This is a genomic window from Pseudomonas sp. ARP3, assembly GCF_001029595.1.
In the GTDB taxonomy this organism is placed as follows: Bacteria; Pseudomonadota; Gammaproteobacteria; order Pseudomonadales; family Pseudomonadaceae; genus Aquipseudomonas; species Aquipseudomonas rhodesiae.
The window spans coordinates 202,119-226,974 of record NZ_LEKF01000006.1; the positions used below are offsets into that span (position 1 = coordinate 202,119).

Genomic DNA, 24,856 nt, shown 5'->3' on the forward strand with positions numbered 1-24,856 from the left:
GAAAGATGCGGGGCATTTTTATTTTCGCGGGATCAATACTGGTTGGGTTCCATTTCCAGCTCAACCTTGAAGCGCTCGGCAATATCACGCTGGATGCGCTGGGCCAGATGGGCGATGTCGTGTCCTGAGGCGCCGCCATAATTGACCAGAACCAACGCTTGCAGCGCGTGCACGCCTGCGTCGCCCTCCCGGAAGCCCTTCCAGCCGGCCTTGTCGATCAGCCAGCCGGCGGCGAGTTTCATCTGCCCGTCGGCCTGGGGATAGGCCACCAGATCCGGATACAGCGCCTTGAGCTCTTCGGCCAACGCCTTGGACACCAGCGGATTTTTGAAGAAGCTGCCGGCGTTGCCCAGCACGGCCGGGTCCGGCAGTTTTTCCTGGCGGATACTGCAAATTGCCCGGCTCACATCACTCGGCGTGGCCTCGGTGATGCCCTGCCCGGCCAATCGTTGCTGTACCGGGCCGTAATCAAGCTTGAGGTGATTGGCACGACTGAGGGCAAAGCGCACACGCAGGATCAGCCAACGACCGGTCTCATGCTTAAACACACTGTCGCGATAGGCGAAGCCGCAGTCTTCCAGGCTGAAGTCGCGCAATTCCCCAGTGTGGCGATCCAGAGCGGTCAAGCCTGCAAACACGTCCTTGATCTCTACGCCATAGGCGCCGATGTTCTGCATGGGGGCCGCGCCGACGGTGCCTGGGATCAGGCTGAGGTTTTCCAACCCACATAAGCCCTGCGCGAGGGTCCACAGCACAAAGGGATGCCAAGCCTCCCCTGCCTCGGCTTCGACCACTACCTGCATGCCGTCATCCTGCAATATCCGGATGCCTTGGGTAGCCATGCGCAGCACCAGCGCTGGAATATCCTGGGTCAGCAGCAAGTTGCTACCGCCGCCAATCACCAACAGTGGCAACGACCGCGTCGCAGCATAGGCCAGCGCTTCGCGCACATCGTCATCGCTGTGAGCCTCGGCAAACAGTTGAGCACGCACATCGATGCCAAAGCTGTTGAATGGCTTGAGCGATGTTTGCGGGCGCACATGCAGAGTCATAACCGCCCCTTCAATTCAATCACCAATAAATCACAGGCCCGCTCGATCAGGTCCAAGACCCGTTCGAAGCCTTGTTCGCCCTCATAATACGGGTCTGGCACTTCGTCCGCTTCCCCTTCGTAACGGCGCAAAAACAGGTCGAGTTCCGCCTTGCCCTGAGTGGGTTGGAGCGCCTTGAGATTGCGCAAGTTGCTATGGTCCATGGCCAGGATCAGGTCGTAGCGAGCAAAATCGGCGCGCGAGACCTGCTGGGCGCGCTGGGCCGACAAGTCATAACCGCGCACCAGCGCCGCCCGCTGGCTGCGCTGGTCGGGCGCGTTGCCGACATGCCATTCGCCGGTACCGGCCGATGCGACCTCGATTTGACCCGCCAGGCCCGCCTCACGCAATTTATGGCGCAGAACCCCCTCGGCAGTCGGCGAACGGCAGATATTGCCCAGGCACACGAACAAAACTTCCATCAAGCCCCCAGCAAACGCCGGACGCGCTCAAGGTCTTCCTGGGTATCGACGCCGGCCGGCGGTGCTTCCAAGGCGTCGCCCACATGAATGCGCACGCCATGCCACAAAGCCCGCAGTTGCTCTAGGGATTCGGTATTTTCCAACCAGCACGGTCCCCAACTGACAAAGTCATGCAGGAAGCCGGCGCGGTAGGCATAGATACCGATATGGCGGCGATAGGGCACACCTTCGGGCAACGCGTCTGGGCGCTTGGCAAACGCATCGCGCGCCCACGGCAAGGTGGAACGGCTGAAAGTCAGGGCAAGGCCATTGATATCGCTGACCACCTTGACCACGTTAGGGTTGAACAGAGTTTCGATATCTTCAATCGGCTCGGCCAGGGTCGCCATGCGCGCTTCACCATGGGCAGCCAGGTTGGCGGCGACCTGATCGATCACACTGGGCGGGATCAGCGGCTCGTCGCCTTGCACATTGACCACGATAGCGTCTGGCGCCAGACCCAGTTGCGTGGCCACTTCGGCCAGACGATCCGTACCGGAATTGTGATCTTCACGCGTCAGCACTGCTTCGGCGCCAAAGCCTTTGCAAACGTCGATGATGCGCGGGTCGTCGGTGGCGACCACCACCCGCTCGGCGCTGCTTTTACAAGCCTGTTCCCATACCAGCTGGATCATCGGCTTGCTGCCGATCAACTGCAGCGGTTTGCCGGGCAGTCGGGTCGATGCATAACGCGAGGGGATGACAACGGTAAAGGCGGTGGTCATTTATCCAGACGCTCTTCGGTGGTCAGGGTGCGGGCTTCGCTCTCCAGCATCACCGGGATGCCATCACGAATCGGATACGCCAGACCGGCGCCTTTGCTGATCAGCTCGGTTTTGTCGGCACTGAGCTTGAGCGGGCCTTTGCAGATCGGGCAAGCGAGGATATCGAGCAGTTTGGTGTCCATGAATATGTCCTGGTAGGCAGCGTTTAAGGCAAGTGACGGGTGGGCAACAGGCGTAAGAGTTGCGCATCGAACCAGGCGACGAACGCCGGCGACGGCAGCGCATCCACCGCAAGGTACCACCAGTCGGGCTGGGCAAAGGCGCGGCACTTCACCGCGTCTTTCTCGGTCATGACCAGCGGCAATGACGGGGTAAAATTCAAGACCTCGGCGCTGTAAGGTGCATGGTCGGCAAAAGCATGGGGTATCGGCCGCCAGTGTAGCGTTTCAAGGGTATTGAAGAAACGTTGCGGGTTACCGATGCCGGCGACCGCATGCACCGCTTGGCCCTTGGCAAAATGATCCACCGGCCGGCGCTCACCGGTCTGTAGATTAACCAGAGCGGTGGGTTGCAGACTGAAGGCAAACCCGTCGTCGCGGTCACGGGGGGCGCCGTTGTACAGCAACGCATCGACACTCTGCAGTCGCTCCACCGGTTCGCGCAAAGGCCCGGCAGGCAGGCAACGGCGGTTGCCCAAGCCACGGGCGGCATCGATCAGCACCAGCTCCAGGTCACGGGCCAGACGGTAGTGCTGCAAGCCGTCGTCGGAGAGGATCAGGTCCAGCGGTTCGCTGGCCAGTAATGCCTCGACCGCACGACTTCGGTCCGGATCGATCATCAAGGGCACACCGCAGCGCTGCACGATCAGCAAGGGTTCGTCCCCCGCCGTCTCGGCGCTATGGCCGGGCTCGACCCGCCACGGCAAGTGCGGCGGCTTGGCGCCATAGCCTCGGCTGACCACGCCCACGCGCAGGCCGCTACGTCGGCAGTGCTCGATCAGCCACAGGATCAATGGCGTCTTGCCGGTGCCACCCACGGTGATATTGCCGACCACCACCACCGGCACCGGCGCTCGGTAAATCTGGCCCTCTCCCGCCAGGAATCGCGCGCGCTTGCGCTCAACCACGCGGCGATACATCGCCTCCAGCGGCCGCAACAGCAGCAGCGCCGGATGACCTTCGTACCAGCCTTTAAGCAATCGATCGGACATGGCCATCAGGGTTGGCTCGCCGCCTCGACGGTGCTCATGCGCAAATGGCTGAAGCCAAGTTTGCCGGCGGCGTCCATTGCGGTGATGACGGCCTGGTGCTGGGTCTTGCCATCGGCGCTGATGGATAGCGGCATCTTGGTATCGCCACCGGACTCCTTCTGCAAAGCGTCCATCAGACTGTTGAGATCGTTTTTCTCCAGCACCTGGTTATTCACCGAAAACACGCCCTCGGCGCTGATGGCGATATCCAGTTGCTTGACCTCCTGATCTTCGGCCGGCGAACCGCTCACCGCTTCCGGCAAGTCGACACGCAGCTCGGTTTGCCGGGTGAAGGTGGTGGTGACGACAAAAAACAGCAGCAGGATAAAGACCACGTCGATCAGTGACGCGAGGTTGATATCGACATTTTCCCGTTGCTTGCGGCGAAATTTCACGCTTTGTCCCCAACCAGATCCACGTCGCGATCCCCCTGCACCACCTCGACCAGCTTGATGGCTTCCTGCTCCATGCCTACCACCAGCTCATCGACGCGCCGTTGCAGGAACCGGTGGAAGAACACCGATGGAATCCCCACCATCAAGCCCGCCGCCGTGGTAATCAGCGCCTTGGAAATACCGCCGGCCAGCACGGCCGCGTTAGCGCTCATGCCGGTGCCCATGAACGAACTGAAAATATCGATCATGCCCAGCACCGTACCCAGCAAACCGAGCAGCGGCGCCATGGCGGCGATGGTGCCGAGGGCGTTGATATAGCGCTCCAGTTCGTGGATCACCCGCGCGGCGGCCTCTTCGATGCACTCCTTCATGATCTCACGACCGTGCTTGGAGTTGGCCAGGCCCGCGGCCAGAATCTCACCCAGCGGCGAATCGGCGCGCAGGGCCTTGAGCTTTTCCTTGTCCAGTTGTTTGTTCTTGATCCAGGACCAGACCTGCCCCAGCAGATGCTCAGGGGTGACACGACTGGCACGCAGGGTCCACAGACGTTCGGCAACGATGCCGAGCGCGGCGATGGAACTCAAGATGATCGGCAACATCATCCAGCCGCCGGATTTGACCAATTCCCACACAGTGAATGTCCCCTCAAAAAAGTGCGCCACTTTACCATATAGGTTCCGCAGCGGGGTTCGTCGAGCGTGGCACCGCCGACGACCTTCGCGCTTACACCGTCAGGGTAACCGTTCGCGCCAGAAACGCCGTTGACCACGGGCAACGACCGGTTCGGCAAACGCCCCTAATTGCACGCGTACAGCGCCTTGTTCGGCGCTGTCATAGACCCGACTGCCCAGTGCCCGATAGCGCTCCATGACCTGCGGATGGGGATGACCGAAGGCGTTGCCGCGCCCGCGTGAAATAAGCACAGACCGGGGTGCCAGCCGTTGCAAGAAAGGCCTGGAGGACGAACTTCGACTGCCATGATGCGGCGCTTGCAGCCAGTCGGTGGGCACCGCCAGCGGCGAGTTGAGCAGCGCCCGTTCAGCGTCGCGATCGATATCGCCGGTCAGCAGCAGACGCTCACCGTTGGCTTGCACCTGCAAGACGCAGGATTTCGCGTTACCGCCAATAGCATCAGGCCACTGCCACATTTCAAACATGACCCCGTCCCATTGCCACTGCTCGCCACTGACACAAGGCTGGGTGCCCAAAAACGCCGGCAAGCCCTCGGTTTCGCCGCCTACCACGCGCCTGATCGGCATGCCTCGGGCCAATGCGGCCGCGCCCCCCGCGTGATCGGCATCGGCATGGCTGAGCAATAGCAGGTCCAAGCTGCCCACGCCGAGTTTTTTCAACGACGGCAGCACCACGCGCGCGCCGAGGTCGAGCGCTCCCGAACGTGGGCCAGCATCGTAAACCAGGGTGTGATTGCGTGTGCGCAGAATCAGCGATTGCCCTTGACCGACGTCCAACTGCAGCACCTCGACCTGCCCATAGGGCACCGGTTCTCGAGGAGGGAACACGGCCAGCAACAGCATCGGCCAACCCAGCAGGCGCAGCGGCACGCCTTTGGGCAATAACAGCAACACCGCGCCGAGCAGGCTGATCAGCCAGGCCGCCCAGGGCACCTGCGCCGGTACCCAAGCGGGCGCGTATTCGGCGAGCCAACCCAAGCCGACGAATAACCCCTGCAGCGCGCCACCCGCCAGCCACAACAAACCCTCCCCCACGAAGGGCACCGCCAACAGCGCAGTGCCCAGCAGCGCCAGTGGCAGCACCACCAGGCTGATCCACGGCACCGCCACCAGATTGGCCAGCGGCGCACTCATACTGATGGGCAACCCCAGCACCAACAACACCGGAAACAGCCCGATGGCGATCACGCATTGCGGACGGGTCCACACCTGCCAAGGGCTCCACGGTCCTAAGCGGCCGCTGAACGCCAGGATCAGCACCGCCACTGCCGCAAATGATAGCCAGAAACCCGCCTGCAGACTGGCCAGGGGTTCCAGGATCAGCACCCCATTGAAGGCCAGCAGCAACGGCCACCACACGCCCAGATGGCGAAAGCGCAAACGCCAGAGCAGGACCAACCCCACCATCACGCACGCGCGCTGCACCGGCACACCGAACCCGGCCAGCAAGCCGTAACTGAGCGCAGCGGCAAAGGCCAGGCCGCACGCCCAGGGTAGCCATGGCCAACCTCGCGGCCAAACTCCGTAACGAGCCAACCCGGCAATCAGCCAGTAGATCAACCCCGCCAACAGGCCGATGTGCTGCCCGGAAATCACCAGCAGATGCACGGTGCCGGTGTCCTGCAGAATCTGCCAATCCGTAGCGGACAGACCGGAGCCATCCCCCAGCACCAGGGCGGCCAGGCTCGCCTCGCGGCCTTGGGCATCCACGGCCAGCAACCGTTGACGCAGGCCATCGCGCCACGCATTGCGCGCTGGGACCAGGCGCTCACCGTCCTTTACCGAGCCGGTTGCACCGATGCGCTGGGCCAGCAGCCAGGCTTCGCGGTCAAAGCCGTGAAAATTCAGTAATCCGGACGGTCGTTTGAGGCTGATTGCCAGGCGCCAGCGTTCACCGCTGCGCACGGGCGGACCTCCGCGCCAGGACACGCGGATGCGCTGGGGTAATCGGGCTTTACGCGACCGCCCGTCGATCAGGTCGAAGCGCACGCCATCATCGGTCTGTTGCGGTAACCCGGCCACCCAGCCCTCGACCCAACGCGTCTGCCCATCCAGCTTCAGCGACAGCCGATCATTCAAGGCCCACTGCGCGCTGAAACACGCCCAACTCAACCCCATCAGAAAAAACGCCAGCGGGTACGTGCGAAATGGCAACGCCATCAACGCCAGCAGCAGCATGGCGATCAGCCAGCCCGTTGCGGGCAGTGCCGGTAGAAAAACCAGAGCAAGCAGCCCTGATGCAAGCGCGAACATCCCTGTCTTCATGGATCATCCTTTTGAGAGATCCATTCAGTCTTAGCCGTGCATTCGGCGCGGCCTATGATGTTTTGTCACAAAGTCTGAATTTCCTGTTTATAGAATGCGGGCATACTTGCCCCTCGAATCGACCTGGACCCCTTATGCCTCGGCGCTTATTCAAACGGTACATGCCCGACCCCACCAGTATCAGGGAACACAAGTCATTACAGTTTCTCGGTACGTTGTTGCATGACCCGAACCTCTGGCACCTGAATCGGCACTCGGTGGCTCGAGCGATGGCGGTGGGTCTGTTTGCGGCGTTCATTCCGATTCCGTTGCAGATGCTGCTGGCGGCGATCCTCGCGATCACGGTGCGCGGCAACATGCCGATCGCCATAAGCCTGGTATGGCTGACCAACCCGATCACTATGCCGGTGGTGTTCATTTGCACGTACCTGACCGGCGCCTGGCTGATGAACGTCCCTGCGCGCAGCCTCCCCGACGACCTCACCTGGGAATGGATCAGCGGCCAGTTGAGCACCTTGTGGCAACCGTTTTTGCTGGGTTCGGTGGTATTGGGCCTGGTACTGGGCGCATTGGCCTATTGCCTGACCATGGGTTACTGGCGGTGGTGGGTGGCCCACCAATGGAAGAAACGCAAACAGCGGCGCGGGTAAAACCTAAAGCGCCAGCAGGCGCAGATGTACCCGCAGGCCCGCACCGGTGTTTTCCGCCCATAGGCTGCCATCCTGACGTTGCAGCGCATTGCGCGCGATGCTCAGCCCCAGGCCGAAGCCACCATCGCCGGGGCGAGAGCCGTCCAGGCGCGTGAACGGCGCAAAAATGCGTTCCAGGTCCCGCTCATCGATCCCCCCGCCCTGATCTTCCAGCCATAGGTGCCAGTACTCACCCTCGCGCCGCCCGTCCAGGCACACCACCCCGTCCCCTGGAGAGTGGCGTATGGCATTACGCAGGATATTTTCCAGGGCCTGGGCCAAGCCATTCAGGTTGCCCCGCACCCAGCACTCGGGGCCCAGCAAACACGGCAGGCGCGATGCTGGCCAAGCGCTTTCAAAGCATGCGTTCTCACGCAATATGTCCCACAACGCCTGAAGCTGAATGGTTTCTTTGGTCAACGGCGTCCGTTCGGCGTCCAACCAGGCCAATTGCAGGCTGTCTTCCACCAGTCGCTGCATGGCATCGATTTCCCGGCCCAGGCGTTGACGCAGTTGCACGAGGTCCTGCTCGCTGTCACAGGCCACCCGCAAGCGACTGAGAGGCGTACGCAGTTCATGGGACATATCGCGCAGCAACTGCTGTTGCAACACCACGGTCCCCTGCAAGCGTTCGGACATATGATCAAAAGCACGGCCCAGCTCGCCCAACTCATCCTGGCGACTGGTCGCATCCTGGGACAGACGCGTATTCAACTGGTCGGCCCGCCAGGCGTTGGCCTGCTCACGTAATTGATTGAGGGGCATGATCAGCAAGCGGTACAGGCCTATGCACAGCAATAGGGTGAACAGACCGGGGATCACACCGTTGGTCACCACCCGCCAGAACACTTGATAGCGACCGGGCATAAAGCGCTGTGGCAGTTCGATCACCAACGACCCGGCCTCCGGGTCGCCGGGAAACGCGATCTTCAGCCAGGGCAGCCCCTTGACATGCCGACTCACCGGCCAGTCCAAGCCGCGTAAAAAGGTCAGGCGCTGGTTTTGCGCACTACTCAAGGGGTAGCTGCTCAACGATTGCAGGTCGTTGCCAATCACGCCGATCCAAGTGGTTTCACGCTTGCCCATGGTCTGCAGCCAGGCATCGACGCCTGAAGGGCCGCCAAGGTTCCACGCCTGCTCCGCTTGCGCCGCGTACCCGCTCAGGGTGGTTTTCGCCTCCTCGGATAGATAGGCATTCTGCTGCTCCATATAGCGACCCCAGGACCAGCTCAGCCAGATCATCAGCAAACAGAACGCAATCAACAGGCAGGCCAGTTTCCAGAACAATGAGTGCCGGCCCGGCAGGCGTTTCAGCGGTCGTTCAAAGGCTGTCATCGTGACCGCTCAACACATAGCCCTTGCCCCAGACGGTGCGCACTTCGCGCTCGCTGTAGCCGATGGCTTTTAGCTTGCGGCGGATCTGGCTGATATGCATGTCCAGGCTACGGTCATGGGGGGCATAACCGCGTTGCAGCACATGCTGATAAAGAAAGGCTTTGCTCAAGACCTCCTCAGCATGGCGATGCAGGGTTTCCAGCAGGCGGAATTCGCTACGGGTCAGGCCGGCGGCGTGTTGCAGGTAAAAAACATCACCCAACTCATCGTCAAAGCGCAAGCTCGGCACGTCCTCGCGCCGCACTGGCAGAGTAGGCAGGGGCCGACGGTCCAGGGCCACGCGGCGCAGGATCGCTTCAATGCGCACGCGCAGCTCAAGCATACTGAAAGGCTTGGGCAGGTAGTCGTCCGCGCCCAGGCGAAAACCGCTGATGCGGTCGGCTTCGGCGCCCAAGGCCGACATCAGAATCACCGGGGTCGAATGGCTTTTGCGCAAATACGTCAGGATCGACAGGCCGTCCAGCCCCGGCAGCAGAATATCCATCAACACCACGTCGAAAGCACGCTCACGCGCCATGTCCAGGCCCTGCTGGCCGTTCTGGCACCATGTAACCTGAAAGCCACTGCGCGCCAGCTCCTCATGGACGTAGGCGCCGAGCACGGGGTCATCTTCGATGGTCAGGATACTGGCTGCGGGATTCATTAGCGTCTGCAAGTCATTCTCAATCGCCGATTATTCAAGATTACCCCGCCACAGGCAATCGCCACTCGCCGGCCACTGGCCGGAAGATTGACTCCTGTGATGATTTTGCGAGATTCCTCGCCGCGCAAATGGCTACACTGCGCAGGTGGCGCAGGCCGGATGCCGGCGCGAAAGATTGATTCCAATGTGGTAGCAGGAGAGTGGCGTGCTTAGAAGAATGGGGATAAAAGGCCGCGTACTGTTGCTGACCTTATTGCCGACCAGCCTGATGGCGTTGTTGTTGGGCGGTTATTTCACCTGGATGCAGCTGTCGGAGCTGCAAACCCAGTTGCTGCAGCGCGGCGAAATGATCGCCGAGCAATTGGCACCGCTGGTGGCGCCGGCCCTGGGCAATAAAAACGTCGATTTACTGGAGCGCATCGCCACCCAATCCCTGGAGCAGCAGGACGTACGCACTGTATCGTTCCTCGCGCCGGACCGCAGCACCCTCGCCCACGCCGGTCCGACCATGCTCAATCAGGCGCCGGTCGGCAACAGTTCACACCTGTTGCAGCGCACGGGCAACGACGCCACCCGTTACCTGCTGCCAGTGTTCGGCCGCCATCGCAACCTGGCGGGCGAACTGATCCCCGACGAAAGCGACCGCCTGCTGGGCTGGGTCGAGGTGGAACTGTCCCACAACGGCATGCTGCTGCGCGGCTATCGAAGCCTGTTCGCCAGCCTGCTGCTGATCGCCATCGGGCTGATCTTCACCGCCGCGCTGGCGCTGCGTATCAGCCGCACGATCACCTCGCCGATCGGATTGATCAAGCAAGCCGTGGCCCAGCTCAAGGACGGCAACCTGGAAACCCGCCTGCCCGCGCTGGGCAGCCAGGAGCTGGATCAACTCGCCTCGGGCATCAACCGCATGGCCGAAACCTTGCAGAATGCCCAGGAAGAATTGCAGCACAGCATCGACCAGGCCACCGAAGACGTGCGTCAGAACCTGGAAACCATCGAGATCCAGAATATCGAGCTGGATCTGGCGCGCAAAGAAGCCCTGGAGGCGAGCCGCATCAAGTCGGAGTTTCTGGCCAATATGAGCCATGAAATTCGCACGCCCCTCAACGGCATCCTCGGCTTCACCCACCTGCTGCAAAAAAGCGAGCTGACGCCGCGCCAACTCGACTACCTGGGCACCATCGAAAAATCCGCCGACAACCTGCTGGGCATCATCAATGAAATTCTCGATTTCTCGAAAATAGAAGCCGGCAAACTGGTGCTCGACAGCATTCCATTCAACCTGCGCGATTTGCTCCAGGACACCCTGACCATCCTCGCCCCCGCCGCCCATGCCAAGCAGTTGGAACTGGTCAGCCTGGTCTACCGCGATACGCCGCTGGCGCTGGTGGGCGACCCGCTGCGGCTCAAACAGATCCTCACCAACCTGATCAGCAACGCGATCAAGTTCACCCGCGAGGGCACCATCGTGGCTCGGGCGATGATCGAGGACGAGCAGGAAGATACCGTGCAACTGCGCATCAGCGTGCAGGACACCGGTATCGGCCTCTCCAGCCAGGACGTGCGTGCGCTGTTCCAAGCCTTCAGCCAGGCCGACAACTCGTTGTCGCGTCAACCCGGCGGCACGGGCCTGGGGCTGGTGATCTCCAAACGCTTGATCGAACAGATGGGCGGCGAAATCGGCGTCGACAGCACGCCGGGCGAAGGCTCGGAATTCTGGATCAGCCTGAACCTGCCCAAAACCCGCGATGACGTTGAAGACCTGCCCTGCGCGCCCCTGCTGGGCCACCGCGTGGCGGTGCTGGAAAACCACGAACTGGCGCGCCAGGCCCTGCAACACCAATTGGAAGATTGCGGCCTGGAGGTCACGCCGTTCAACACCCTGGAAAGTCTGACCAACGGCATTACCAGCGCCCATCAGACCGAGCAGGCTATCGACCTGGCCGTGCTCGGCGTGACCGCCAACGACATACCCCCCGAGCGCCTCAACCAGCACCTGTGGGACCTCGAACACCTGGGCTGCAAAGTGCTGGTGCTATGCCCGACCACCGAACAGATGCTGTTCAACCAGTCGGTGCCCAACCCCAATAGCCAATTGCAGGCCAAACCGGCATGCACCCGCAAACTGCGCCGGGCATTGTCCGACCTGATCAACCCGCGCCCTTCGCGCAGCGAGCCGGGCGAGCCCCTGGCCAGCCGCGCGCCACGGGTGCTGTGCGTGGATGACAACCCGGCGAACCTGTTGCTGGTGCAAACGTTGCTGGAGGATATGGGTGCCAAGGTGCACGCAGTGGAAAGCGGTTACGCCGCCGTCGACGCGGTCAAGCAGGAGACTTACGACTTGGTGCTGATGGACGTGCAAATGCCGGGCATGGACGGTCGCCAGAGCACCGAAGCGATTCGTCAGTGGGAGAGCGAGCGTCATGGCTCGCCGCTGCCAGTGGTGGCGCTCACGGCCCATGCCATGGCCAACGAAAAACGCGCCTTGCTGCAAAGTGGCATGGACGATTACCTCACCAAACCCATCAGCGAACGGCAACTGGCCCAAGTAGTACTCAAATGGACGGGCCTGGCCCTGCGCAATCAGGCACCGGAACGCGCCACTGACGGCCTGGCTCCTGGCGTGCAACTGCCGGTGCTGGACCACGAGGAAGGCCTGCGTCTGGCCGCCGGTAAAACCGACCTGGCCGCCGACATGCTCGCCATGTTGCTGGCCTCCCTGGAAGCCGACCGGACCGCCATCAGCATCGCCCGCGAAGCCAATGACAACAATGCGCTGATCGAACGCGTCCACCGCCTGCACGGCGCTACGCGCTACTGTGGCGTTCCGCAACTGCGCGCCGCCTGCCAGCGCGCCGAAACCCTGCTCAAGCAGGACGATGCCAAGGCCCTGCACGCGCTGGACGAACTGGACATGGCCATTGCCCGCCTGGCCAGTGAAGCGCGAGTCAGTGCCTGATGCGTCCCTTTCCATTGATTTGAACTTGCAGGGAGCTTTGCCATGCGCGTGATTCTGTTCAGCAGCCAAACCTACGACCGCGACAGCTTCCTCGGCGCCCCGCTGCCTGCGGGCCTGGAACTGCAGTTCCAGCCGGCACGGCTGAATCTCGATACCGTGGCGCTGGCCGAGCACCACGAAGTGGTCTGCCCGTTTATCAACGACGACCTAAGCGCACCGGTGCTGGAATGCCTGGCCAAGGGCGGTACGCGCCTGATTGCGCTGCGTTCGGCCGGTTATAACCATGTCGACCTGGCCAGCGCCAAACGCCTGGGCCTGACCATCGTGCGCGTGCCCGCCTACTCGCCCCACGCCGTGGCCGAGCACGCCGTGGCGCTGATCCTGGCGCTCAATCGGCGTTTGCATCGTGCCTATAACCGCACCCGCGATGGCGATTTCAGCCTGCACGGCTTGACCGGATTCGACTTGGTGGGCAAGACCGTCGGCGTGGTCGGCACCGGGCAGATCGGCGCAACCTTCGCCAAGATCATGGCCGGATTCGGCTGCACGCTGCTGGCCTATGACCCCTTCCCCAATCCCGATGTGCAGGCGCTCGGCGCACGTTACGTGAGCCTGCCCGAGTTGCTCGCCCAAGCCCGGATCATCAGCCTGCACTGCCCGCTCACCGCCGACAGCAAGCACTTGATCAACGCCGCGTCCCTGGCGCAGATGCAGCCTGGTGCGATGCTGATCAACACCGGCCGTGGCGGCCTGGTGGACACGCCCGCATTGATCGAAGCCCTCAAGGACGGCCAACTCGGCTACCTGGGGCTGGACGTGTATGAGGAAGAGGCCCAGCTGTTTTTCGAAGACCGCTCCGACCTGCCCCTGCAGGACGACGTACTCGCGCGCCTGCTGACCTTCCCCAACGTGATCATCACCGCCCACCAGGCGTTCCTGACCCACGAGGCCCTGGCGGCAATCGCCACCACTACGCTGGACAATATCGCCGCGTGGGCCGACGGTCGTGTGCAAAACCAGGTGGCAGGTTGATCAGCGGTCACATACCGCGCTCATGATAGGCCGGCACCCGTGATAGGATGCCGCGCCTATTTGGAGGATCCATGGCCGAACACGATTTCCGCTTCAGCTTGCTGAGCCCGCAACACACCCTGATCGAATGCCGCGCCCTGGTGCCGGGCCGTTACCAAGTCACCGGCAACGGTGGTTCGATCAAGCATGGCGACGTCCTGATCGTCACCCTGCGCGGCAGTAAAACTTTGTCGATGCGCCTTACCGTCGAAGGCGATGCGCGTTACTCCATCCGCCCGGCAGGCCAATGGGTCGCCATGGCCCAAGGGCCGAAATTCGGCGAACTGGAGATTCACACCTGGAAGGTCAACTGCGACAGCTGCGACGCCGTGCTGGAGTTTGAGTTTGCCGTGGAAACCAAGCTGACCAAAGAGCCGCTGCAACCGGCCGCCAACGCGCGCATTGCCGAGTTGGGCTGGGCCAGCGAAGGCGACAAACACCGCTGCCCGAGCTGCCAGAAGGCCGCCCAATGAAAGGCCTGGTGTTGCTCGCCGCACTCGGCGCCGGCTTGGCCGGCTGCGCGGGAGATGCGGTCAAACTCCAGCAGGACCACAGCTACGTGGTGGAATGGATCGGTGAGCGGCCCTTGATGGATTACGCGCACCTGACCGTCACTCTCGGCAATGACGGGCGTGCCTACGGCAATGGTGGCTGCAACCACTGGTTCGCGCCCTACACCCTGGACGGCGACAAACTCAGCTTCGGCAAGATCGGCAGCACCCGCAAACTCTGCGCCGAAGCCTTGATGGAGCAGGAGCACCGCTTCTTCCAGGCCCTGCAAGGCGTGCAGCGCTGGGACATCTCGCCCATCGAGCAGACCCGTTTCTGGCCGGCCGAAGGCAAGCCGATCCGCCTGTGGCTCGAAGAAGGCTGATCCGGGTTCTGACCCGATGGACATTTAAAGGTGGGAGGAAAGCCCTCCCACCGTTGCTTTGATATGTCGCTTTAACCACGCAACGCCTTGAGCTTGGCCAGCACCCCCTCGGCCGTCTGCTCGCCCATCAACTGCTCGCGCACCTTACCCTTGTCATCGATGATGTAAGTCACCGGCAGCGCTTCGCTGCGCGGGATCTCGAAGATGCCATCCGGGTTCTGCGCCAGCACTGTGAACTTGATCCCCAGTTTCTCGCTGGCGGCCTTGAGTTCTTCGCCCTGCACATTGTCGAAGTTGACCCCGAACACCCCGATATTCTGGCCTTTGAGCTGCTCGGCCAACGCGTTGAGTTCAGGGATTTCCGTGCGGCACGGGCCACACCATTCCGCCCAGTAGTTGATCACCACCCACTGTTTGTCCAAACGCTCGGCCGCGACTTTCTGGCCGTATTGGTCAATGCCATAGTCATTCCCGCAGCCGCTGAGCAGCAGGGTTGTGATGATCGCCAATGCACCGATCAGTCGACGTGTCATGGGGTAATCCTTCGTGAAAATAGACGTTGGCTGCGACCGGATGCCTCTTACGGTTTAAGGACCGGGCGCCGCGCAGGTAGAATACCCGCCACCTCCTGCAAGATGCGACCCGCACATGACCGATCTGACGCTTTATCACAACCCGCGCTGCTCGAAATCCCGCGGTGCTCTCGAACTGTTGGAAGCCCGCGGCCTCGCCCCGACCGTGGTGCGCTACCTGGAAACCCCACTCAACGCCGCGCAAATCCAGGCCCTGCTGGGCAAACTCGGCCTGAGTGCGCGCCAACTGCTGCGCACCGGCGAAGACGAATACAAAAGCCTCAACCTTTCTGACCCCAACCTCAGTGAAAGCCAGTTGATCGACGCCATTGCCGCCCATCCCAAGTTGATGGAACGCCCGATCCTGGAAACCGCCGACAAGGCCATCATCGGCCGTCCTCCGGAAAACGTATTGGAGATTCTGCCGTGACTGCGCCTTATGTGCTGGTGCTGTATTACAGCCGTAACGGCTCGGTCAGTGAAATGGCCCGGCATATTGCCCGGGGCATCGAACTAGGCGGCATGGAAGCGCGCCTGCGCACGGTACCGGCGGTGTCCACCGAGTGCGAAGCGGTGGCGCCGAGTATTCCTGACGAAGGCGCGTTGTATGCCAGCCTCGATGACTTGAAAAACTGCTCGGGCCTGGCCCTCGGCAGCCCGACGCGTTTCGGCAACATGGCCGCGCCGCTCAAGTACTTCCTCGACGGCACCAGCAACCTGTGGCTCACCGGCGCCCTGGTCGGCAAACCCGCCGGGGTGTTCACCTCCACCGCCAGCCTGCATGGCGGCCAGGAAACCACACTGATGTCGATGCTGCTGCCGCTGCTGCATCACGGCATGCTGATCACCGGCCTGCCCTACAGCGAACAGGCCCTGCTCGACACCCAGGGCGGCGGCACGCCGTACGGCGCCAGCCACCATGCCGGGCCGGACGGCAAACGCCTGCTCGACCCACATGAAATGGCGCTGTGCAAGGCCCTCGGCCTGCGCCTGGCCAACACCGCCACGTTGCTGGAGAACGGCCGTGGCCAAAAAGCCTAAAGTACTGCCCCCGCAAGCGTGGTTGGAGCCGCGGGTCAAAGTGGCACGCGCATTGAGCCTGCTGGCGTTTTTTGCGCTGGTGGGGTTGTTGTGCGGGTATTACCTGTTCGTTGCCGATCTGCACGGCGCACGCCCTTGGGTGATCCTGCTGATCGAGTTGGTGCCGTTGCTGATTCTGGCACCGGGCATGCTGCTCGGCAGCGCGCGCGGGCATTCATGGATGTGCTTTGCGGTGAACCTGTATTTCATCAAAGGCGCGCTGGCGGCGTACGACCCGAACCGGCAGTGGTTCGGCGTGCTGGAAATGCTGGCAAGCCTGGCGGTGTTCTGTACCGCGCTGCTATACGTGCGCTGGCGCCATCAGTTGAACCGGCGCCTGGCCGCGTAAGTCACCGTGGCGAGGTGACTCGCCACGAGAGCTGCGCTCACCGCATGTGTCAGTGGTTGACGGTGTACGCCAGCATCATCGACAACTGGCACATCGGCCGACCACTCTCAGCATGCCATTGATTGAACGCGCCCTGCACCGTCGCCAGATCGCGCAGGCTGGTGGGGGCCTTGTCGACGATTTTCTGCGCATTCAACGCCGCGACTACGTCGTCGCTGGGCACAAAAGTGTCCTTGCCGACCATGCGCAGAAAGCGCGGGGCCGATAGCCCGCCCAACTGGTGGCCGTGCTTGCTCAAGTATTTCCACAGCCCAACGATGTCGGTCACCGGCCAATCGGCGATGAACGCGCCGAAGCTGCCTTTTTCCTGAGTGATATCCAGGATCATCTGCGCATTACGCGGCACGCTCTTGAGCTTGCCCAGATGACGAATGATGCGGGTGTCCTGCATCAGGCGCTCCAGGTGCTCGGCGCCCATCAACACGACTTTTTCCGGATCGAAGCCAAAGAACACCTGCTCGAAGGCCGGCCACTTCGCATCTACCACGCTGTGCTTGAGCCCGGCCCGGAACACCCGCAGCGCCAGGGTCGACAGGTAGCGATCATCACTGATCTTGCGTAATTGCGCCGGGGTCTTGGGAGCCGGCAGATGGGCTTCCAGTTTGGCCGCCGAGCCGAAGCGGTTCAGACAATATTCGTGCAGCCACTTGTAATCGCGCATGCCCTCTCCTGGCAGTGGAATTGAAAACGGCGCCCGCAAGCGCCGTGTGTCAGAGCCTTGAAACGGCTCAGAGGTTCACCACATTAACGAAGCGCGACGCAGCGGTCTCGTCGATCTTCAGGCTGGTGAAGTCGAACAGGTTACGGTCGGCCAACTGCGACGGGATCACATTCTGCAGGCTGCGGAAAATGCTTTCGGTACGTCCCGGGGTCTTGCGTTCCCAGTCCTGCAGCATCTCCTTGACCACCTGGCGTTGCAGGTTTTCCTGGGAGCCGCAGAGGTTGCACGGGATGATCGGGAATTGCTTGAAGTCGGAATAGGCCTGGATGTCTTTCTCATTGCAGTATGCCAACGGACGAATCACCACGTTGCGCCCGTCATCGGCGCGCAGCTTGGGCGGCATGGCCTTGAGCGAACCATTGAAGAACATATTGAGGAAAAACGTCTCGACGATATCGTCGCGGTGATGCCCCAAGGCCATTTTGGTCGCGCCGATCTCATCGGCGAAGGTGTAGAGCGTGCCACGGCGCAGGCGCGAGCACAGCGAACAGGTGGTTTTGCCTTCCGGAATCAGTTCCTTGACCACCGAGTAGGTGTCTTTTTCGACGATGTGATACTCGATGCCCAACTCTTTCAGGTAGGCCGGCAGCACATGCTCGGGGAAGCCCGGTTGTTTCTGGTCCATGTTGACGGCAACGATCTCGAACTTGATCGGCGCGACCTTTTGCAGGTGCAGCAGCACGTCAAGCATGGTGTAGCTGTCTTTGCCTCCGGAGAGGCAGACCATCACCTTGTCGCCGTCCTCGATCATGTTGAAATCGGCGACCGCTTCACCGGCCAGGCGACGCAGGCGTTTTTGCAGTTTGTTCTGGTTGACCGTAAGAGTGCCCATGGCGCTTGGATCCGCTTGAGGTGTGTGACGAAAAGCGCAGCATTTTACCGGTATGCGCCAGCGAGTCCAATGCGCGCTTATATTGCTCCTTCTACAGAGCCTGCCGCGATTAAGCCCAATGTTTACAGTGCAATATGCTCTAAAGGCCTTACAGTTTTTCCGGTCATCCATTCCTATACTGCGACATAAGGTCGCGCACAAGCTATCCAGACCTTTCAGGCCAACTGGCCCGTGGGCGCTCCGTTGGGGGGCGATAGTAATAACGACAGGAGTGACTGGCATGATCCATCACGTCGTGGGGCTGTTTACCCATCCCGACCAGGAATGGCGGGAAATCCGTGGCGATAAAGAAGAAAGCATCGGCCACATGTACCTCACTCACACGCTGATCCTGGCGGCGATCCCCGCCCTATCGGCCTTTATCGGCACCACCCAGGTCGGCTGGGTCATCGGCAACCGCGCCCCCGTTATGCTGACCCAGGAAAGCGCATTGTGGATGACCATCATGTCCTACGCGGCGATGCTCGCCGGCGTGGCGGTGATGGGCGCCTTTATCCACTGGATGGCGCGCACCTATGACGCCAACCCCAGCATGGCGCGCTGTGTGGCCTTCGCCACTTATACCGCGACGCCGTTGTTTATCGGCGGGCTGGCGGCCTTGTACCCGCACATGTGGTTGGGCATGGTCGTGGGGACGGCGGCGATCTGCTACACGGTGTACCTGTTGTATGTCGGCGTGCCGACCTTTATGAGCATCGATCCGGATGAAGGCTTCCTGTTTTCCAGCTCCATACTGGCCGTAGGGCTGGTGGTGCTGGTGGCGATCATGGCGTTTACCGTGATTGTCTGGGGCCTGGGCGTTGGGCCGATCTACACCAACTGACGCACACCACCGCGCAGGCAGGGCCACCGCAAGGTGGCCTTGTGCGTCTGGCACGACCATTCGGCGCCTGACAGATTCGGAAACACCTGGTTTTACGGCATACTGGGCGTCTCTGGAGATAGATACAGCATGCCCGAGCAACTCAATACCCGCGTCGAAGAGTGTTTCCAGCTAGCCGAGTCCTTTTTCAAACGAAACTTCAAGCGTCCCCAAGTCAGCCTCAAGCTGCGCGGTCAAAAGGCCGGCGTCGCGCATTTGCACGAGAACCTGCTGCGCTTCAACCCCCAGCTTTACCAGGAAAACAGCCAACACTTCCTCAAGCAGACCGTGGCCCATGAAGTGGCCCACCTGATCGCCCACCAACTATTCGGCGAGCGCATCCAGCCCCATGGCGAAGAATGGCAATTGATCATGCGCGGCGTGTACGAACTGCCGCCGGACCGCTGCCATACCTACGCGGTGAAACGGCGCCAGGTAACGCGCTACATCTACCGCTGCCCGTGTGCCGACAGCGATTTTCCATTTTCCTCACAGCGTCACGGCCTAGTGCGTCAGGGGCGCAGGTATTTATGCCGGCGGTGTCGGCAGACACTGGTGTTTACCGGAGAAACTCGCGTGGAGTGATGGGGTCGGTGGTCATCGGGCGCTATCGAGGCAAGCGCCCATTTAGAGCCGATCAACCGATTCAAATGTGGCAAGGGGCTTGCCCAACCAGCCTTAGGTATCACCAGTATTAACTGAAAGAACCGGCTCAAAAGGTGGGAGGGGGCTTGCCCCCGATGGCAGTGGGTCAGTCAGCCTATCTGCCACTGGCCCACCGCCTTCGGGGGCAAGCCCCCTCCCACCTTTGATAGTCGATGTTTTCACTGAAGATAGATGAATACCCATGCACCGATAGCAGTGGGTCTGTCAGCCTATCTGCCACTGGCCCTCCGCCATCGGGGGCAAGCCCCCTACCACCTTTGATAGTCGATGTTTTCACTGAAGATAGGTGCATACCCATGCACCGATAGCGGCGGATCAGTCAGCCGAGCACCTTGCTGCGCCGCAATTCGGCTATCCGCTGAGCACTGAAACCCAGCTCCGCCAACACTTCATCGCTGTGTGCGCCCACGGCTACGCCAATGTGTCGAGGCGCCGGCAACCCTTCTGAAAACTTCAGCGGGCAGGCAATCTGCGCCTGGCTTGAGCCATCGCCTCTGGGTACTTGGCTGACCAACGCCCGCGCCTTTAGCTGCGGATGAGCCACGGCTTCACTGAGCGTCAGCACAGGCTCCACACACGCATCCAACCCGGCAAACAATTCACATAGCTCATCGAAACTGCGCTTCTCGAATTCCACCTGCAACGCCTGTTTAAGAACACGTTGCTGCTCGGGCTTGAGGCTGTGCGCCGCCAACTCTTGCCGGCCCAAGGCTGCGCACAGAGCCTGCATGAAAGCAGGCTCCAGGCTACCCACTGACATCCAGCGCCCGTCCCGCGTGCGGTAGTAATCGTAGAAACTGCCGCCATTGAGCACCTGGCTTTCCCATTCCGGCTCCACACCGCACGCCAGATACCCCGCGCCAGCCATGGCATTGAGGCTGAACGAGCAGTCCGTCATGCTCACATCCAGGTATTGCCCCACCCCACTCTGCTGCCGTGCGATCACCGCCGCCAGCAAACCGACCACCGCGTGCAGAGAGCCGCCCCCCACATCCGCAACTTGCACGCCCAGAGGTAACGGCCCGCTGTCCTGACGCCCGGTGTAACTGGCCACGCCAGCCAGTGCCAGGTAATTGATATCGTGGCCGGCACGGTCCTTGTAGGGGCCGGTCTGGCCGTAGCCGGTGATCGACACGTAGATCAACCGCGGGTTGATCGCCTTCAATGCCTCATACCCCAGCCCCAGGCGCTCCATCACGCCGGGGCGGAACTGTTCGAGCACAATGTCGTAATCCGCCACCAGCGTGCGCACGATCTCCAGCGCCTCGGCCTGCTTGAGGTCCAGCGCCAGGCTGCGTTTATTGCGATTGAGGTAAGCGTGGCTCGCCGAAGTGCCCCGGTCATGGGGCGGCAGCACGCGCAACAGGTCCGGGCGCGTGGGCGACTCGATGCGTAGCACCTCGGCGCCCATGTCCGCCAACATCAATGAAGCAAACGGGCCGGGCAGCAAGGTGGAAAAATCCAGCACTTTAAGGGACGCCAAGGGACCGGACATAGGGACTCCTGTAGGGTTGCGAGTTCCCACAGCCTAGGCAGCCTGGCGCCTATCGGCAATCGTCAGAACGGTCAGCGACACTGACCGTTTTGATCACGGCGGGCTTTTTCGCGCAGTCGGCTTTATCATTGCCCCACGTTTGCTTGCCGAGTGTTCCATGAAGTTTGCGATTGCCTTGTTTTCCGCCGCCCATGCGCCTTCTTCGCGCCGTGCCCTGCTGTTTGCCCAGGCTGCGCTCGCCGGCGGGCATGAGATTGTGCGGCTGTTTTTCTATCAGGACGGCGTTTACAGCGCGGCCAATAGCATCGTCGCGCCCCAGGATGAGCAGGACATCGCGCGCCAGTGGCGTGAGTTTGTCAGCCAGCATCAGCTTGATGGCGTGGTGTGCATCGCCGCTGCCCTGCGCCGAGGCGTGCTCAATGCCGAAGAGGCCACGCGCTATCAACGCAGCGCGGTGAACCTGGAGGCCCCCTGGGCCCTCTCGGGCCTTGGCCAACTGCACGACGCCGCCCAGGCCGCCGACCGCCTGATCTGCTTTGGAGGGCCGTGACATGTCCAAATCCCTATTGGTGATCAGCCGCCAGGCGCCCTGGTCTGGGCCCAGCGCGCGGGAAGCGCTGGACATCGTACTGGCCGGCGGAGCCTTCGATTTGCCGATCGGCTTGCTGTTTATGGACGACGGCGTATTTCAACTGGCGCCCGGCCAGGACGCCAAAGCCGTTCAGCAAAAAGACCTCAGTGCCAACTTGCAGGCCCTCGGGCTGTTTGGCATCGACGACGTGTTCGCCTGTAGCCACAGCCTCACGGAACGTGGGCTCACCCCACCCGCCAGCGCGCAGCCTGTGGACAGCGCTGCGATTTCCCAATTGATTGACCGTTACGATCAGGTGATAACCCTCTGATGTCGACTCTCCATGTGGTTTCCCACTCGCCCTTTACCGATGGTCGCCTGGCCAGTTGCCTACGGGTATGCGGCGCCAAGGACGCAATCCTGCTGTGCGGTGACGGCGCCTACGCCCTGCACAACCCGGCGCTGCACAGTCAAGGCGTGAAAGTCTTTGTGCTGGCCGAAGACAGCCAGGCGCGCAACCTGCCAGTGCCGGACTGGGCCAGCAGCGTGGATTATTCAGGGTTCGTGCAGTTGTCGATCGATTACGACAAGGTCAATACCTGGCTATGAATACGCTCACCGTCGGTTCGCGCAGCCTGGAACTGGACAAGGACGGCTACCTGGTCGACCTGAATGACTGGTCCGTCGAAGTCGCCAACGCCCTGGCCGCCGCCGAGGCCTTGGAACTGACGCCGGACCACTGGCAGATCCTCAACCTGCTGCGCGAGTTCTACGCCCAATTCCAACTGTCCCCGGCCACGCGCCCGCTGATCAAATACACCGCCTTGAAGCTGGGCCCCGAAAAGGGCAACAGCCTGCACCTCAACAAACTGTTCAACGGCACTCCCGCCAAACTCGCCGCCAAGCTGGCGGGCCTGCCCAGGCCGACGAATTGCTTATGACCGACTTTGCCCCGCTGACCCTGCAAACCCCTGCCGAGCACCCCTTTGCGCAGTTCGTACGCATCCTGGGCAAAGGCAAGCGCGGTGCGCGCAACCTCACCCGTGAAGAAGCCCGCGAGGCGATGGGCATGTTGCTCGACGAAAAAGTCGAGGACACCCAACTCGGCGCATTTCTGATGCTGCTGCGGCATAAGGAGGAAAGCCCGGAAGAGCTCGCCGGCTTTACCGAGGCGGTACGCGAGCGTCTCAACGCCCCGGCGCTGAACGTCGATATCGACTGGCCCAGCTATGCCGGTAAAAAGCGCCACCTCCCGTGGTTCCTGCTGGCCGCCAAGTGCCTGGCACAAAACGGCGTGCGTATCCTGATGCACGGCGGCGGCGCCCACACCGCCGGGCGCCTGTACACCGAGCAATTACTGCACGGCTTGCAGATTCCGCTGTGCCGCGACTGGCAGCAGGTGGAGGCGGCGTTTGCCCAAGGTAACCTGGCGTTTATTCCGTTGGGCGATTGGGCGCCGCAGCTGCAACGCATGATCGACCTGCGCAACACCCTGGGCCTGCGCTCGCCGATCCACTCCCTGGCGCGCCTGCTCAACCCGCTGAACGCTCGGTGCGGCTTGCAAAGCATTTTCCACCCCGGTTACCAAGGCGTGCACCGCGATGCCAGCGGCCTGCTCGGCGACACGGTGATCGTGGTCAAGGGCGATGGCGGCGAGATCGAAATCAACCCCGATACCCTCAGCCATCTCTACGGCACCACCGGCGGCCAGAGCTGGGACGAAGAATGGCCCGCCCTCTCCGTCCAACGCCACGTCAAACCGGCAACCCTGGAGCCTGAACACCTCAAAGCCGTATGGCGCGGCGATGTCGAGGACAGCTATCCGCAACTGGCGCTGATCGCCACCATGGCACTGGCGCTGCGCGGCCTTGGGCACCCCCGCGAACAGGCGTTTGCGATGGCGGAGGCTTACTGGCAAACGCGGGATAGATCGATTTAATCGATAAGTGACCCGCAGTCTTTGCGCTTTTAAATCGAACCCTGATCTTTAGACTGGGCTCCAACGCTTATTAGTCGAGGAGCCAGTCATGGGTTTGCTGATCGAAGGACACTGGAAAGACCAATGGTACGAAAGTAGCGCGGATGGCGCTTTCCAGCGCGAACAGGCGCAACGCCGCAACTGGGTCACCGCCGACGGCCAGCCTGGCCCCAGTGGCGAGGGCGGCTTCAAGGCCGAAGCCGGGCGCTATCACCTCTACGTTTCCCTGGCCTGCCCGTGGGCACATCGCACGTTGATCCTGCGCAAGCTCAAGGGCCTGGAAAGCCTGATCGACGTGTCGGTGGTCAGCTGGCTGATGCTGGAAAACGGCTGGACCTTCGATAAGGCCACAGGCTCAACTGGTGATCGACTCGACGACTTTGCCTACATGCACCAACGCTACACCGCCGACACGTCCGACTACACTGGACGCGTTACCGTACCGGTGCTGTGGGACAAGCAACTCCAGCGTATCGTCAGCAACGAATCGGCGGAGATCATCCGCATGTTCAACAGCGCGTTCAACGGGCTGACTGGCAACGCCCTGGACTTCTACCCTGAGCCGTTGCGCCCGACCATCGACGCACTGAACGCGCGGATCTATCCGGCGGTCAACAACGGCGTGTATCGCGCGGGCTTCGCCACCTCGCAGCAAGCCTATGAAAGTGCTTTCGACGATGTATTTGCCGAGCTGGATCACTTGGAACGGCATCTGGGCGAGCATCGCTACCTGGCCGGGGAATACCTGACCGAAGCCGATGTGCGGCTGTTCACTACGCTGATTCGTTTTGATGCGGTGTATTACAGCCACTTCAAATGCAATCTGCGGCGCATTGCCGATTACGCGAACCTGTCCAATTGGCTGAGGGAAATGTATCAGTGGCCTAGCGTGGCCGAGACGGTGGATTTCGAACACATCAAAGGGCACTACTACGCCAGCCACCGCACCATCAACCCAACGGGGATTGTGCCGAAAGGACCATTGCAGACGTTCGATACCGTGCACGATCGGCGGCGGTTGAGCGGAAAAGGGGTGTGGAGCTGATCCAACAGCCTGGCTGACTGCCAGGCCGCATCGGGGGCAAGCCCCCTTCCAAAGGG

30 protein-coding genes are annotated in these 24,856 nt (G+C 61.7%); 16 read left to right on the forward strand and 14 right to left on the reverse strand.

Annotated elements, in window-relative coordinates; genetic code table 11:
* Positions 1-32 precede the first annotated feature (32 nt).
* The 8 genes from murB to ABX75_RS10095 form a co-directional block, all read right to left on the reverse strand.
* Positions 33-1,052: a UDP-N-acetylmuramate dehydrogenase gene (gene murB / locus ABX75_RS10060; RefSeq protein ID WP_034098603.1), complete on the reverse strand. Its 1,020-nt coding sequence runs from the start codon at positions 1,050-1,052 to the stop codon at positions 33-35.
* Positions 1,049-1,513 (reverse strand): low molecular weight protein-tyrosine-phosphatase, encoded by a 465-nt coding sequence (locus tag ABX75_RS10065; RefSeq protein ID WP_047881862.1) that lies wholly within the window; start codon positions 1,511-1,513, stop codon positions 1,049-1,051. The genes murB and ABX75_RS10065 overlap by 4 nt, the downstream gene beginning before the upstream one ends.
* Complete coding sequence (gene kdsB / locus ABX75_RS10070; protein WP_034098606.1) at positions 1,513-2,277, reverse strand: 3-deoxy-manno-octulosonate cytidylyltransferase; 765 nt, start codon at positions 2,275-2,277, stop codon at positions 1,513-1,515. The genes ABX75_RS10065 and kdsB overlap by 1 nt, the downstream gene beginning before the upstream one ends.
* A complete protein-coding gene (locus ABX75_RS10075) occupies positions 2,274-2,459 on the reverse strand; it encodes a Trm112 family protein (protein ID WP_011060103.1) in 186 nt (61 codons plus the stop codon). The genes kdsB and ABX75_RS10075 overlap by 4 nt, the downstream gene beginning before the upstream one ends.
* A gap of 23 nt (positions 2,460-2,482) precedes the next feature.
* Positions 2,483-3,493: a tetraacyldisaccharide 4'-kinase gene (lpxK, locus tag ABX75_RS10080; RefSeq protein WP_034098609.1), complete on the reverse strand. Its 1,011-nt coding sequence runs from the start codon at positions 3,491-3,493 to the stop codon at positions 2,483-2,485.
* Positions 3,493-3,921, reverse strand: coding sequence for a biopolymer transporter ExbD (locus tag ABX75_RS10085; protein ID WP_034098611.1), 429 nt, complete (start codon positions 3,919-3,921; stop codon positions 3,493-3,495). The genes lpxK and ABX75_RS10085 overlap by 1 nt, the downstream gene beginning before the upstream one ends.
* A complete protein-coding gene (locus ABX75_RS10090) occupies positions 3,918-4,553 on the reverse strand; it encodes a MotA/TolQ/ExbB proton channel family protein (RefSeq protein WP_034098613.1) in 636 nt (211 codons plus the stop codon). The genes ABX75_RS10085 and ABX75_RS10090 overlap by 4 nt, the downstream gene beginning before the upstream one ends.
* A 99-nt stretch (positions 4,554-4,652) precedes the next feature.
* Complete coding sequence (locus tag ABX75_RS10095; RefSeq protein WP_080758751.1) at positions 4,653-6,878, reverse strand: DNA internalization-related competence protein ComEC/Rec2; 2,226 nt, start codon at positions 6,876-6,878, stop codon at positions 4,653-4,655.
* Positions 6,879-7,012: 134 nt separating this feature from the next.
* Between ABX75_RS10095 and ABX75_RS10100 the strand changes: the two genes are divergently transcribed.
* Entirely contained in the window at positions 7,013-7,528 is a 516-nt protein-coding gene (locus ABX75_RS10100; RefSeq protein ID WP_034098616.1) for a DUF2062 domain-containing protein, read from the forward strand.
* Between the two features lie 3 nt (positions 7,529-7,531).
* Here the strand turns inward: ABX75_RS10100 and ABX75_RS10105 are convergent, their stop codons facing one another.
* Positions 7,532-8,902, reverse strand: a complete 1,371-nt coding sequence (locus ABX75_RS10105) for a sensor histidine kinase (protein WP_047881863.1) — start codon at positions 8,900-8,902, stop codon at positions 7,532-7,534.
* The gene (locus ABX75_RS10110; protein ID WP_034114157.1) at positions 8,889-9,605 is read right to left on the reverse strand and encodes a response regulator transcription factor; all 717 of its coding nucleotides are present in this window, start codon (positions 9,603-9,605) and stop codon (positions 8,889-8,891) included. The genes ABX75_RS10105 and ABX75_RS10110 overlap by 14 nt, the downstream gene beginning before the upstream one ends.
* 205 nt (positions 9,606-9,810) lie before the next feature.
* On the opposite strand from ABX75_RS10110, the gene ABX75_RS10115 reads away from it, so the two are divergent.
* The 4 genes from ABX75_RS10115 (at position 9,811) to ABX75_RS10130 (ending at position 14,509) form a co-directional block, all read left to right on the forward strand.
* The gene (locus ABX75_RS10115; RefSeq protein WP_034098619.1) at positions 9,811-12,564 is read left to right on the forward strand and encodes a response regulator; all 2,754 of its coding nucleotides are present in this window, start codon (positions 9,811-9,813) and stop codon (positions 12,562-12,564) included.
* Positions 12,565-12,606: 42 nt separating this feature from the next.
* A complete protein-coding gene (locus ABX75_RS10120; RefSeq protein ID WP_034098621.1) occupies positions 12,607-13,596 on the forward strand; it encodes a 2-hydroxyacid dehydrogenase in 990 nt (329 codons plus the stop codon).
* A gap of 71 nt (positions 13,597-13,667) precedes the next feature.
* The gene (locus tag ABX75_RS10125; RefSeq protein ID WP_040268685.1) at positions 13,668-14,108 is read left to right on the forward strand and encodes a hypothetical protein; all 441 of its coding nucleotides are present in this window, start codon (positions 13,668-13,670) and stop codon (positions 14,106-14,108) included.
* Positions 14,105-14,509 carry an META domain-containing protein gene (locus ABX75_RS10130; protein WP_034098625.1) on the forward strand — a complete coding sequence of 135 codons (405 nt, stop codon included), beginning with the start codon at positions 14,105-14,107 and terminating at the stop codon, positions 14,507-14,509. The genes ABX75_RS10125 and ABX75_RS10130 overlap by 4 nt, the downstream gene beginning before the upstream one ends.
* A 71-nt stretch (positions 14,510-14,580) precedes the next feature.
* Here the strand turns inward: ABX75_RS10130 and ABX75_RS10135 are convergent, their stop codons facing one another.
* A complete protein-coding gene (locus tag ABX75_RS10135; RefSeq protein ID WP_034098627.1) occupies positions 14,581-15,042 on the reverse strand; it encodes a TlpA disulfide reductase family protein in 462 nt (153 codons plus the stop codon).
* A gap of 115 nt (positions 15,043-15,157) precedes the next feature.
* On the opposite strand from ABX75_RS10135, the gene arsC reads away from it, so the two are divergent.
* From arsC to ABX75_RS10150, 3 genes are read left to right on the forward strand one after another with little or no spacing between them, the layout of a single operon-like run.
* Positions 15,158-15,511 (forward strand): arsenate reductase (glutaredoxin), encoded by a 354-nt coding sequence (arsC, locus tag ABX75_RS10140; protein ID WP_047881864.1) that lies wholly within the window; start codon positions 15,158-15,160, stop codon positions 15,509-15,511.
* A complete protein-coding gene (gene wrbA, locus ABX75_RS10145; protein WP_034098630.1) occupies positions 15,508-16,122 on the forward strand; it encodes an NAD(P)H:quinone oxidoreductase in 615 nt (204 codons plus the stop codon). The genes arsC and wrbA overlap by 4 nt, the downstream gene beginning before the upstream one ends.
* The gene (locus ABX75_RS10150) at positions 16,106-16,510 is read left to right on the forward strand and encodes a DUF2069 domain-containing protein (protein WP_034098632.1); all 405 of its coding nucleotides are present in this window, start codon (positions 16,106-16,108) and stop codon (positions 16,508-16,510) included. The genes wrbA and ABX75_RS10150 overlap by 17 nt, the downstream gene beginning before the upstream one ends.
* A gap of 49 nt (positions 16,511-16,559) precedes the next feature.
* Here ABX75_RS10150 and ABX75_RS10155 read toward each other — a convergent pair whose 3' ends face one another.
* Together ABX75_RS10155 and ttcA are read right to left on the reverse strand one after the other, a co-directional pair.
* Positions 16,560-17,231 carry a DNA-3-methyladenine glycosylase I gene (locus tag ABX75_RS10155; RefSeq protein WP_034098634.1) on the reverse strand — a complete coding sequence of 224 codons (672 nt, stop codon included), beginning with the start codon at positions 17,229-17,231 and terminating at the stop codon, positions 16,560-16,562.
* A 67-nt stretch (positions 17,232-17,298) separates the two neighbouring features.
* Entirely contained in the window at positions 17,299-18,123 is an 825-nt protein-coding gene (gene ttcA / locus ABX75_RS10160) for a tRNA 2-thiocytidine(32) synthetase TtcA (protein WP_034098636.1), read from the reverse strand.
* Positions 18,124-18,403: 280 nt separating this feature from the next.
* Between ttcA and ABX75_RS10165 the strand changes: the two genes are divergently transcribed.
* Together ABX75_RS10165 and ABX75_RS10170 are read left to right on the forward strand one after the other, a co-directional pair.
* On the forward strand, positions 18,404-19,006 hold the full coding sequence (locus ABX75_RS10165) for a Yip1 family protein (protein ID WP_034098638.1): 603 nt from the start codon (positions 18,404-18,406) through the stop codon (positions 19,004-19,006).
* 129 nt (positions 19,007-19,135) lie between these two features.
* The gene (locus ABX75_RS10170; RefSeq protein ID WP_034114164.1) at positions 19,136-19,630 is read left to right on the forward strand and encodes a SprT family zinc-dependent metalloprotease; all 495 of its coding nucleotides are present in this window, start codon (positions 19,136-19,138) and stop codon (positions 19,628-19,630) included.
* A gap of 400 nt (positions 19,631-20,030) precedes the next feature.
* Here the strand turns inward: ABX75_RS10170 and ABX75_RS10175 are convergent, their stop codons facing one another.
* Positions 20,031-21,206 carry a CaiB/BaiF CoA-transferase family protein gene (locus tag ABX75_RS10175; protein WP_047881865.1) on the reverse strand — a complete coding sequence of 392 codons (1,176 nt, stop codon included), beginning with the start codon at positions 21,204-21,206 and terminating at the stop codon, positions 20,031-20,033.
* Positions 21,207-21,363: 157 nt separating this feature from the next.
* Between ABX75_RS10175 and tusD the strand changes: the two genes are divergently transcribed.
* The 6 genes from tusD to ABX75_RS10205 all read left to right on the forward strand — a co-directional run bounded on the left by tusD (position 21,364) and on the right by ABX75_RS10205 (position 24,800).
* Positions 21,364-21,756 carry a sulfurtransferase complex subunit TusD gene (gene tusD / locus ABX75_RS10180; RefSeq protein ID WP_034098644.1) on the forward strand — a complete coding sequence of 131 codons (393 nt, stop codon included), beginning with the start codon at positions 21,364-21,366 and terminating at the stop codon, positions 21,754-21,756.
* Between the two features lies 1 nt (position 21,757).
* Positions 21,758-22,108 (forward strand): sulfurtransferase complex subunit TusC, encoded by a 351-nt coding sequence (tusC, locus tag ABX75_RS10185; RefSeq protein ID WP_034114169.1) that lies wholly within the window; start codon positions 21,758-21,760, stop codon positions 22,106-22,108.
* Complete coding sequence (gene tusB, locus ABX75_RS10190) at positions 22,108-22,386, forward strand: sulfurtransferase complex subunit TusB (RefSeq protein WP_034114172.1); 279 nt, start codon at positions 22,108-22,110, stop codon at positions 22,384-22,386. Before tusC ends, tusB begins: the two co-directional genes overlap by 1 nt.
* On the forward strand, positions 22,383-22,718 hold the full coding sequence (locus tag ABX75_RS10195; RefSeq protein WP_034114174.1) for a TusE/DsrC/DsvC family sulfur relay protein: 336 nt from the start codon (positions 22,383-22,385) through the stop codon (positions 22,716-22,718). Before tusB ends, ABX75_RS10195 begins: the two co-directional genes overlap by 4 nt.
* 14 nt (positions 22,719-22,732) lie before the next feature.
* Positions 22,733-23,716, forward strand: coding sequence for a glycosyl transferase family protein (locus tag ABX75_RS10200; RefSeq protein WP_169903559.1), 984 nt, complete (start codon positions 22,733-22,735; stop codon positions 23,714-23,716).
* 88 nt (positions 23,717-23,804) lie between these two features.
* Positions 23,805-24,800, forward strand: coding sequence for a glutathione S-transferase family protein (locus ABX75_RS10205; RefSeq protein WP_047881866.1), 996 nt, complete (start codon positions 23,805-23,807; stop codon positions 24,798-24,800).
* Positions 24,801-24,856 lie beyond the last annotated feature (56 nt).

What these genes read in the sequence shown, in the direction of transcription:
- ABX75_RS10075 (WP_011060103.1), bottom strand. Translation starts at nt 2,459, where the DNA reads ATGGACACCAAACTGCTCGATATCCTCGCTTGCCCGATCTGCAAAGGC.
- ABX75_RS10195 (WP_034114174.1), top strand. Translation starts at nt 22,383, where the DNA reads ATGAATACGCTCACCGTCGGTTCGCGCAGCCTGGAACTGGACAAGGAC.
- ABX75_RS10205 (WP_047881866.1), top strand. Translation starts at nt 23,805, where the DNA reads ATGGGTTTGCTGATCGAAGGACACTGGAAAGACCAATGGTACGAAAGT.
- lpxK (WP_034098609.1), bottom strand. Translation starts at nt 3,493, where the DNA reads ATGGCCATGTCCGATCGATTGCTTAAAGGCTGGTACGAAGGTCATCCG.
- tusD (WP_034098644.1), top strand. Translation starts at nt 21,364, where the DNA reads ATGAAGTTTGCGATTGCCTTGTTTTCCGCCGCCCATGCGCCTTCTTCG.
- ABX75_RS10175 (WP_047881865.1), bottom strand. Translation starts at nt 21,206, where the DNA reads ATGTCCGGTCCCTTGGCGTCCCTTAAAGTGCTGGATTTTTCCACCTTG.
- ABX75_RS10110 (WP_034114157.1), bottom strand. Translation starts at nt 9,605, where the DNA reads ATGAATCCCGCAGCCAGTATCCTGACCATCGAAGATGACCCCGTGCTC.
- arsC (WP_047881864.1), top strand. Translation starts at nt 15,158, where the DNA reads ATGACCGATCTGACGCTTTATCACAACCCGCGCTGCTCGAAATCCCGC.
- ABX75_RS10095 (WP_080758751.1), bottom strand. Translation starts at nt 6,878, where the DNA reads ATGAAGACAGGGATGTTCGCGCTTGCATCAGGGCTGCTTGCTCTGGTT.
- ABX75_RS10170 (WP_034114164.1), top strand. Translation starts at nt 19,136, where the DNA reads ATGCCCGAGCAACTCAATACCCGCGTCGAAGAGTGTTTCCAGCTAGCC.
- murB (WP_034098603.1), bottom strand. Translation starts at nt 1,052, where the DNA reads ATGACTCTGCATGTGCGCCCGCAAACATCGCTCAAGCCATTCAACAGC.
- ABX75_RS10130 (WP_034098625.1), top strand. Translation starts at nt 14,105, where the DNA reads ATGAAAGGCCTGGTGTTGCTCGCCGCACTCGGCGCCGGCTTGGCCGGC.
- ABX75_RS10065 (WP_047881862.1), bottom strand. Translation starts at nt 1,513, where the DNA reads ATGGAAGTTTTGTTCGTGTGCCTGGGCAATATCTGCCGTTCGCCGACT.
- ttcA (WP_034098636.1), bottom strand. Translation starts at nt 18,123, where the DNA reads ATGGGCACTCTTACGGTCAACCAGAACAAACTGCAAAAACGCCTGCGT.
- kdsB (WP_034098606.1), bottom strand. Translation starts at nt 2,277, where the DNA reads ATGACCACCGCCTTTACCGTTGTCATCCCCTCGCGTTATGCATCGACC.
- ABX75_RS10105 (WP_047881863.1), bottom strand. Translation starts at nt 8,902, where the DNA reads ATGACAGCCTTTGAACGACCGCTGAAACGCCTGCCGGGCCGGCACTCA.
- ABX75_RS10100 (WP_034098616.1), top strand. Translation starts at nt 7,013, where the DNA reads ATGCCTCGGCGCTTATTCAAACGGTACATGCCCGACCCCACCAGTATC.
- ABX75_RS10125 (WP_040268685.1), top strand. Translation starts at nt 13,668, where the DNA reads ATGGCCGAACACGATTTCCGCTTCAGCTTGCTGAGCCCGCAACACACC.
- ABX75_RS10155 (WP_034098634.1), bottom strand. Translation starts at nt 17,231, where the DNA reads ATGCGCGATTACAAGTGGCTGCACGAATATTGTCTGAACCGCTTCGGC.
- ABX75_RS10165 (WP_034098638.1), top strand. Translation starts at nt 18,404, where the DNA reads ATGATCCATCACGTCGTGGGGCTGTTTACCCATCCCGACCAGGAATGG.
- tusC (WP_034114169.1), top strand. Translation starts at nt 21,758, where the DNA reads ATGTCCAAATCCCTATTGGTGATCAGCCGCCAGGCGCCCTGGTCTGGG.
- ABX75_RS10135 (WP_034098627.1), bottom strand. Translation starts at nt 15,042, where the DNA reads ATGACACGTCGACTGATCGGTGCATTGGCGATCATCACAACCCTGCTG.
- tusB (WP_034114172.1), top strand. Translation starts at nt 22,108, where the DNA reads ATGTCGACTCTCCATGTGGTTTCCCACTCGCCCTTTACCGATGGTCGC.
- ABX75_RS10120 (WP_034098621.1), top strand. Translation starts at nt 12,607, where the DNA reads ATGCGCGTGATTCTGTTCAGCAGCCAAACCTACGACCGCGACAGCTTC.